This is a genomic window from Pedobacter sp. (assembly GCF_035566355.1).
Taxonomy (GTDB): Bacteria; Bacteroidota; Bacteroidia; order Sphingobacteriales; family Sphingobacteriaceae; genus Pedobacter.
The window spans coordinates 1-7,212 of sequence record NZ_DATMRL010000513.1 but is presented as its reverse complement, the minus strand read 5'-3'; the positions used below and the strand labels follow the sequence as shown (position 1 = coordinate 7,212).

Annotated in this window: 8 protein-coding genes; 6 read left to right on the top strand and 2 right to left on the bottom strand. The window is 40.2% G+C overall.

The genetic code is table 11. From position 1 onward, the window contains the following. From VNZ46_RS19940 to rplT, 4 genes are all read left to right on the top strand, one after another. On the top strand, window positions 1-731 hold a 731-nt coding region (locus VNZ46_RS19940; protein ID WP_325561897.1), incomplete at its 5' end, for a threonine--tRNA ligase. A 13-nt stretch (window positions 732-744) separates the two neighbouring features. After that, window positions 745-1,314 carry a translation initiation factor IF-3 gene (gene infC, locus VNZ46_RS19935; RefSeq protein ID WP_133780907.1) on the top strand — a complete coding sequence of 190 codons (570 nt, stop codon included), beginning with the start codon at window positions 745-747 and terminating at the stop codon, window positions 1,312-1,314. Window positions 1,315-1,340: 26 nt separating this feature from the next. Further along, a complete protein-coding gene (gene rpmI / locus VNZ46_RS19930) occupies window positions 1,341-1,541 on the top strand; it encodes a 50S ribosomal protein L35 (RefSeq protein ID WP_108555435.1) in 201 nt (66 codons plus the stop codon). Between the two features lie 74 nt (window positions 1,542-1,615). Then, a complete protein-coding gene (gene rplT / locus VNZ46_RS19925) occupies window positions 1,616-1,960 on the top strand; it encodes a 50S ribosomal protein L20 (RefSeq protein ID WP_108555434.1) in 345 nt (114 codons plus the stop codon). Window positions 1,961-2,642: 682 nt separating this feature from the next. Here rplT and VNZ46_RS19920 read toward each other — a convergent pair. Beyond that, the gene (locus VNZ46_RS19920) at window positions 2,643-3,419 is read right to left on the bottom strand and encodes an XRE family transcriptional regulator (protein ID WP_108555432.1); all 777 of its coding nucleotides are present in this window, start codon (window positions 3,417-3,419) and stop codon (window positions 2,643-2,645) included. Window positions 3,420-3,553: 134 nt separating this feature from the next. On the opposite strand from VNZ46_RS19920, the gene VNZ46_RS19915 reads away from it, so the two are divergent. Then, window positions 3,554-3,904 (top strand): GIY-YIG nuclease family protein, encoded by a 351-nt coding sequence (locus VNZ46_RS19915; protein WP_108551404.1) that lies wholly within the window; start codon window positions 3,554-3,556, stop codon window positions 3,902-3,904. Between the two features lie 79 nt (window positions 3,905-3,983). Here VNZ46_RS19915 and VNZ46_RS19910 read toward each other — a convergent pair whose 3' ends face one another. Further along, on the bottom strand, window positions 3,984-6,440 hold the full coding sequence (locus VNZ46_RS19910; protein WP_325561892.1) for a transglycosylase domain-containing protein: 2,457 nt from the start codon (window positions 6,438-6,440) through the stop codon (window positions 3,984-3,986). A 471-nt stretch (window positions 6,441-6,911) separates the two neighbouring features. On the opposite strand from VNZ46_RS19910, the gene VNZ46_RS19905 reads away from it, so the two are divergent. Beyond that, window positions 6,912-7,212: alcohol dehydrogenase catalytic domain-containing protein (locus VNZ46_RS19905; RefSeq protein WP_325561890.1), on the top strand; the 301-nt coding region annotated here is incomplete at its 3' end.

The window sequence follows — 7,212 nt, the reverse complement described above, 5'->3', positions numbered from 1 at the left end:
AATTTAAAAAGGTGATTGACCTGGTGCTGTATGTGTTTAAGTCTTTGGGCTTTAACGATTATATTGCACAAGTGTCTTTGAGAGATCCTGATAATAAAGCAAAATATATCGGTACAGATGAAAACTGGCACCTGGCAGAATCGGCTATCATAGAAGCTGCTGCTGAGAAGGGTTTACCTACTGTGGTAGAATTGGGAGAGGCTGCGTTTTATGGTCCGAAACTGGATTTCATGGTAAAAGATGCCTTGGGAAGGAAGTGGCAGCTTGGAACCATCCAGGTAGATTACAACTTGCCTGAGCGTTTTGAACTGGAATATACAGGCAGTGATAACCAGAAACACAGACCGGTTATGATACACCGCGCACCGTTTGGTTCACTGGAACGTTTCATTGCGGTACTGATTGAACATTGTGCAGGTAACTTCCCATTATGGCTTTCTCCTGAACAGTTTATTATTCTTCCTATCTCAGAAAAATATGAAGAATATGCGAAAAAAGTTTCAGATGAACTAAATAATTCCGATATTCGCGGTTTGATTGACTTCCGTGATGAGAAAATCGGAAGGAAGATCAGGGATGCAGAGGTTAAAAAGATCCCTTATATGTTGATTATCGGAGAGAAGGAAATGGCAGATGGCAAGGTTTCGGTAAGAAAACATGGTGATGGAGATGTAGGTGAAATGACCCTGCAAGAGTTTAGTGAATTATTAATTAAAGAAATAACAGTTTAAATAAGATACAAATTTGGCATTAGGCAGACCAGGATTTAACAGGGGACCACGTCCTCCTTTTAAGAAAAAAGAAGCAGAACATAATATTAATCAGTTTATCAAGGCTCAGGAAGTGAGATTAGCTGGAGATAATGTTGAACCGGGGATCTATCCTTTGGCAAAAGCTTTGGCCCTTGCCGATGAATTGGAATTAGACCTTGTAGAGATTTCTCCAAATGCAGTTCCACCGGTATGCAGAATTATTGATTACAGTAAATTTGTTTACGAGCAGAAGAAAAAGCAGAAAGAGATCAAAGCAAACGCGAAGCAAACCGTTATTAAGGAGATTCGTTTTGGTCCTAATACCAATGATCACGATTTTCAGTTTAAACTAAAACATGCGGTTAGTTTCCTGGAAAATGGGGAGAAGGTGAGAGCTTATGTTCACTTTAAAGGTAGAGCAATCGTTTACAAAGAGCAGGGAGAGATCTTATTGCTTAAGTTTGCTCAGGCTTTAGAAGAAATTGGTAAAGTGGAATTGTTACCAAAATTAGAGGGTAAGCGTATGTTTTTAACGCTGGCTCCAAAAGTTGCAAAAAAATAAATAAATTACATAAATAAACACAGGTTATGCCAAAAATGAAAACCAATTCCAGTGCTAAAAAGCGTTTTTCGCTTACTGGAACAGGTAAAATCGCAAGGAAGAACGCATACAAAAGCCACATCTTAACTAAGATGTCGACTAAACGTAAGCGTAACTTAAGTAACACAAGCTTAGTGTCAGATGCTGACATGGGCAATGTTAAACGTATGCTTTGCATCGGTAAATAATTAATTTTTAACCAGGTACCCGGTAGTAAGTTTGCTGAAATACGCAACACCGTTTATCAAAAAACAACAACAACATGCCACGTTCGGTAAACGCAGTAGCTTCGAGAAGAAGAAGGAAAAAAGTCCTAAATATGGCCAAAGGCTATTGGGGATCAAGAAGTAAGGTTTTCACCATTGCTAAAAATACGGTAGAAAAAGGTTTGCAATATGCTTACCGTGACCGTAAAGTTAAGAAAAGAGAATTTCGTGGATTGTGGATTCAGCGTATCAATGCTGGAGCACGTCAGCACGGCATATCTTACTCCCAATTAATTGGTAAATTGGCTAGCAAAAACATTGGTTTAAACCGTAAGGTTTTAGCTGATCTAGCGATGAATCATCCAGAAGCTTTTAAAGCAGTAATTGACACAGTAAAATAGATATAACTTCAAAGTTATTAGAAAAGGGGGGCTAAATTAGCTTCCCTTTTTTTATGCGGTTTATTTGGGAAAAAAATCAATGCTACTCTTCGAGGACTGGAGTCCTTGCCTCGCTTCGCTCTTGTGGCAAGGCCCCCGGAGGTCCTCTCTGAGCAGCATTGATTTTTTTCCTCTGGGTGCATAAAATGCAGGAGGATAAGCTGATTGTTTAGCTCCACTTTTAGATGAACTATTGAAGGTTAAGGGGGGAGTCCGGGAAGGGAGTAAGCAGTGTTGGTGGTGTATTGTGAGGGTTTTAGAATGGGATTTGAGCGAGAGGGCTGAGGAATTGGATATTGAAGGTTAAGGGGGAAGAATCCGGAAAAAGGAAGGAAAGAATAAAAAAGAGGAAGGTAATAATGAAGAACGCTAAATTTTAGGCAAGTTGGTTGATATGCGCAATGCGGTTTGGAGGATCCCCCAACATAAATGCCTGACATTCAAATTAACAAATACTAAAAGCATTTAATACACTTGTCAGATTAAGCGCCCTGCTCTGCGTTTAGAAAAAAATCAATGTTGCTCAGAGAGGACCTCAGGGGGCCTTGCCATAAGAGCGAAGCGAGGCAAGGACTCCAGTCCTCGAAGAGTAACTTGATTTTTTTTAGCAGATATGCGAACCGGACAAGTGTATTAAATGCGTTTAGTTTTTGTTCAGCTGCGACAGGGATTTCTGCATCTGCGACATCATGGTGGTTAGGGTTTCGATAGTTGGTTCCGGAGTAGGATCAGGCAGGCTTGAAGTAAAATAAGCCTTTGCTTTCCATATCTCCAGAATATCATCAGAAGGAATGGTATAGGGGTCGTATGCCTTATTATCAGAGATCAGCTTTAGCTCCTTATTTTCCTTGAAGCGATTACCAGCTCTTTTATAAACAACACCTTCATTTTTGCTGATGATGATATAGGTCTCCCCAGTCTTTACATCGTTCCAGTTGTCCAGGTACTCGCCAATAACCACGCTTCCGGGCTGGATAGGTAGCATAGAATCACCGGTAATCTCAAAAGCTCTAAAAGTACCTTGCTTAAGAGAGGGCAGGGGCAATTGAAACTTAGGAAGTTCCCTGATGTACTGAGGGTCTGAGAAGCCATTCATATACCCAGCACTAGCCTTTACTGGAACCAGTTCAATATTTTCATTATCATCTTTATCTACAGAGATACTCAGGACTCTTAGATTGGAACCCTGGGCTTTCAGGTTAGGTTTCCACTTATCGTTGATCTCCTCGTTGATGAATTCATCAATAGAAAAGTCATAGAAGTCTGCTATCTTTTTTAGCAAATCATATTTTGGCTCTGCACGATCTTCCTCATAGGCACCAACCAAAGAACGCTTAATGCCTATAGCATCGGCGAATTGTTGCTGTGTAAGGCCTTTTTTCTTTCTGAGGTATTTAAGGTTAGATGAAATATTCGACATAAAATAAAAATTAGAAATAATTTGTTTTTACTAATATTGTTAGTATTATTGTGCCAATAAAGTTAGTAATATTAATTGGTCATACAAATATATCTACTAATTAATTTAGTTGTGAATATTTTTATTTAAATGCTATGAAAAAATTTGTGTACGTAGTAACTGACAGAAACCGGACTAATTTACATGTAGGTATGAGCTCAGACCTGATTAAGACGCTTGAGTTTTATAAGCAGATGCCAAGCCTGTTTTTTGATAGCGGCCAGCAACTGACCAGGCTGGTTTATTTTGAGGAATTCAAAACGGAAGCCCAGGCAATTGGCCGTTTTAAACTGCTCAGCCGTTTTACGAGAATGCAAAAGGAAAGACTGGTTCGTTCTTGTAATCCTGATTGGGTGGATCTGACTATTGGGCTTGATTTTGAGCACATCATTAGCAGCAAGACGATCAATACGCAGGTGATGCTGCCGTTAGGTATTATGTCCTGATAGAGAGATGATGTACACTGAATACAGCACCTCACTTATCCTGATAAGCCATAAAGAAATAGTTTATAGGGAAAATAGTTTATCGCTGGTTTTGTGATTCCTGCTTTTTCTTTTCCTTCTCTTCCTGACGTTTTTTTCTGCGGAGTTCCCTTTCTTCCTTTTTAGTAAGGGGAGCTGCCGGTACAGCAGCAGCCGGGGCCTCAGGTGTTTTTTTCTCTTCTTGTTTTGGTGTCTCTTCTTTTTGAGGCTGTGGTTGTACCTCTTCTATAGTTGGTACATTAAAAACCGAAGAATCTACTGCTACACTATCCTTGGCTGTAGTATCTACAGAATACCTTGGGGTAGGGCAATTGATGTTCCTGGTAATCTTTTCTTTTGCTTTAGGGAAAGGTCCGTAGGTGTATCCTGAATTTGGATCGTGGTATACTTTTTCCATGAATTTACCGAATATTGGCAATGCCGTTCTGGAACCTTCACCGGTTTCTCCATTTTTAAAATGTGCACTGCGTTCGTCGCAGCCTACCCAGATTCCAGTAACAAGGTCTTTGGTGATGCCCATATACCAGGCATCTACATAATCGGAGGAGGTACCTGTTTTACCGCCAATCTGATTGTTCTTTTTCCAAAGGTCCCACTCCCATAAAGCCTGGGAAGTACCACCTGGTTCTTCCATACCACCTCTAAACATGTATAACATCAACCAGCTGATCTCGTCAGAAAGTACTTTTTTGGTCTTAGGTTTGAATTCTTCGATCAGGTTTCCATCCAGATCAGTGATCTTTTCCACCAGGATTGGATCAGTTTTAATACCGTCGTTCAGGAAAGTCCCGTAAGCTTTGACCATTTCATATACTGAAACATCATTTGATCCCAGACTGACTGAAGGCACAGATTCAAGATGACTGTCAATACCGCATTCGTGTGCCCATTTAACAACGTTGTCCCAGCCCACAGTTTCTGTAACCTGAGCGGTAATGGTGTTTACTGATCTGGCCATGGCTAAGCGTAAAGACATTTCTCTGTAAGAATTGGAGTAACTGGCATTTTTAGGCTCCCAGTATTCTGTTTTTCCGTGTTCCTGATAGGCAATGCTTACAGGCTTATCTATATAAGTGTCACAAGGACTCATGCCTTTTTCCAGGGCAGCCAGGTAGGCAAAAGGTTTGAATGTGGATCCGGCTTGTCTTTTACTTTGGTTAACGTGGTCGTATTTGAAAAATTTATGGTCAATACCGCCTACCCAAACTTTGATCTTTCCAGAGAAGGGATCCAGACTCATCATACCTGTGTTGAGAATCTTTCCATAATAACGGATCGAATCCATAGTAGAGAATAAGGTATCGCGGTCACCGCCCCAGGCAAAGACACGCATTTTTTTCTTTTTGTTGAAATATGCGTCTATGGAGTCTGCATTGTTGTTGTATTTTTTCTGCAGCATAGCGTAGATGGGAAGGTTCTGTTTGGCCCGGTTAGGGTAATCCACCTTCTTTTTTTCGGAATCCTGCCATGGATCTTCTTTGCCCCATACGCTGTAAAAACGCTTTTGAAGACTTCTCATCTGCTCATTTACAGCCTCTTCTGCGTATTTCTGCAATTTGGAATCGATAGTGGTATAAATTTTTAATCCATCTTCATATAGATCGTAGCCATTATCAGAACACCATTTTTCGAGGTATTTTGCAACTGCTGCCCTTAAGTAGGAATCTCCGTCACTGCCATCGTCAATACGGCCCTCTTTTAACTTAATGGGGGTATTCTTAAAGGTGTCGAGTTGTGCAGCGGTAATGTATTTGTACTTGCTCATTTGGGCCAGGGCGACATTTCTGCGTTCCAATGCTCTTTGAGGATTTTTAACGGGGTTATAATAAGTTGTTCCTTTTAACATACCCACTAAAAGTGCACTCTCGGGTACGTCTAAATTCAACGCATCTTTATCAAAATAGATCCTCGCGGCAGTTTTGATTCCGTATGCGTTGTTTCCAAACGAAACAGTATTGAGGTACATGGTAATGATATCGTTCTTGGAATAATTGGATTCCAGCTTTACAGCGGTCATCCATTCCTTTAATTTGGAAACCAGCGTACGCACTACCGGGATATGTTTTATAAAGCCTTGCGATTTATTGTATCTTGTTCTGTAGAGATTTTTTGCCAGTTGTTGTGTAATGGTACTGCCACCACGTTTATCGCCTGAGGCTGTAGAAAGCCCACTGGAAATCAAAGACCGGAAATCGATACCCATATGCTGATAAAAGCGTACGTCTTCAGTGGCTACAAGAGCATTGATAACACTTGGCGCAATTTCTTTAAAGTCAACAGGGGTTCTGTTTTCCTTAAAGTAACGGCCAATCAGTTTACCGTCTGAGGTGTATAATTCGGAGCCGACACGAAGTGTCGGGGTTTTGATGTCCTCATAAGAAGGAGAATATCCAAATAGCCACAAGAAATTTAACTGGAGCGCACAGAAGAAAATGATGATACAAAAAATTGATATCGTGGCGTAACGGATGTATTTATTGCGAATCTCTTTGAACATGTGGATAAATATCAATAAAACGTAAAATAGTAAATGTTAAAATTTGTTAAAAACGGCAGTTTATACTGCAAGTCTTAAGCTGCAAATTAACGTAATTAATTTAATAAAATTGCGCTATTGTATTGTTCTGCTAAGGCAAGGTAAAAATTATGAGGGGGGTGAATTTTTTGAAAAATACTTGTACTCTGTTCCAATACTAACGATATCCGGTCAGGTGCGTGAAGGGCGCATAGATTTCTGAGGCCTTTCCGCAGAGTAAAAGTATTTTTCTTAGAAAATTGCAGAATAGGAGCACCGAAGGCTGGGCATCGGACCGTTTTAAAATAGCGAAATGAGGAATCGTTGACTGTTTAAGTATTATTAGTAGTAAAAGTTTAGGCTTTTACAATATTGTAGATGAGCACTTTCTCCCATAAATGGCTGCACTGGTGTTTGTGAAAAACTTATATTTATGGGATCAATACAAAAATCATGAAAATACTTATTTGTACTACACCAGGGACTTTAGAATACGGAAATGCTGAACGGCCGATATTAAAACCAGGGCATGCGATTATAAAGATTACCCGTGTTGGAATCTGCGGTACAGATCTTCATGCTTTTGAGGGTACGCAGCCTTTTTTTAATTATCCCAGAATTTTGGGACATGAGCTTGCCGGGGATTTGGTGGAGGCGGATGGTGCCGAGGGTTTTGAAATTGGGGAAAAAGTGACTTTCATTCCTTATTTTAATTGCGGCAGTTGTGTGGCTTGTCGTTCGGGTAAAGACAACT